The sequence below is a fragment of the Streptomyces sp. NPDC001002 genome, from assembly GCF_053599215.1.
The window spans coordinates 1-1,261 of sequence record NZ_JBSFLV010000317.1 but is presented as its reverse complement, the minus strand read 5'-3'; the positions used below and the strand labels follow the sequence as shown (position 1 = coordinate 1,261).

The window sequence follows — 1,261 nt, the reverse complement described above, 5'->3', positions numbered from 1 at the left end:
CGGCTCGTTTGAGAGACACCCAAGTAGCACGGGGCCCGAGAAATCCCGTGTGAATCTGGCGGGACCACCCGCTAAGCCTAAATATTCCCTGGTGACCGATAGCGGATAGTACCGTGAGGGAATGGTGAAAAGTACCGCGGGAGCGGAGTGAAATAGTACCTGAAACCGTGTGCCTACAAGCCGTGGGAGCGTCGCGCATCAAGTTTACTTGGTGCGTCGTGACTGCGTGCCTTTTGAAGAATGAGCCTGCGAGTTTGCGGTGTGTTGCGAGGTTAACCCGGGTGGGGAAGCCGTAGCGAAAGCGAGTCCGAACAGGGCGGTATAGTAGCGCGCTCAAGACCCGAAGCGGAGTGATCTAGCCATGGGCAGGTTGAAGCGGAGGTAAGACTTCGTGGAGGACCGAACCCACCAGGGTTGAAAACCTGGGGGATGACCTGTGGTTAGGGGTGAAAGGCCAATCAAACTCCGTGATAGCTGGTTCTCCCCGAAATGCATTTAGGTGCAGCGTCGTGTGTTTCTTGCCGGAGGTAGAGCACTGGATAGGCGATGGGCCCTACCGGGTTACTGACCTTAGCCAAACTCCGAATGCCGGTAAGTGAGAGCGCGGCAGTGAGACTGTGGGGGATAAGCTCCATGGTCGAGAGGGAAACAGCCCAGAGCATCGACTAAGGCCCCTAAGCGTACGCTAAGTGGGAAAGGATGTGGAGTCGCAGAGACAACCAGGAGGTTGGCTTAGAAGCAGCCACCCTTGAAAGAGTGCGTAATAGCTCACTGGTCTAGTGATTCCGCGCCGACAATGTAGCGGGGCTCAAGCGTACCGCCGAAGTCGTGTCATTCATACAATAGGGCCAACGCCTGTATGGATGGGTAGGGGAGCGTCGTGTGCCGGGTGAAGCAGCCGCGGAAGCGAGTTGTGGACGGTTCACGAGTGAGAATGCAGGCATGAGTAGCGATACACACGTGAGAAACGTGTGCGCCGATTGACTAAGGGTTCCTGGGTCAAGCTGATCTGCCCAGGGTAAGTCGGGACCTAAGGCGAGGCCGACAGGCGTAGTCGATGGATAACCGGTTGATATTCCGGTACCCGCTGTGAAGCGTCAAACATTGAATCAGGCGATGCTAAGCCCGTGAAGCCGTTCCGGACCCTTCGGGGAATGGAAAGTGGTGGAGCCGGCGGACCAGACTTGTAGTAGGTGAGTGATGGGGTGACGCAGGAAGGTAGTCCATCCCGGGCGGTGGTTGTCCCGGGGTAAGGGTGTAG

Annotated in this window: 1 rRNA gene; it reads left to right on the top strand. The window is 57.1% G+C overall.

Annotated features, from left to right (window positions below):
* A 23S ribosomal RNA gene (locus tag ACWDR3_RS47795) occupies nucleotides 1-1,261 on the top strand; the annotation flags it as partial.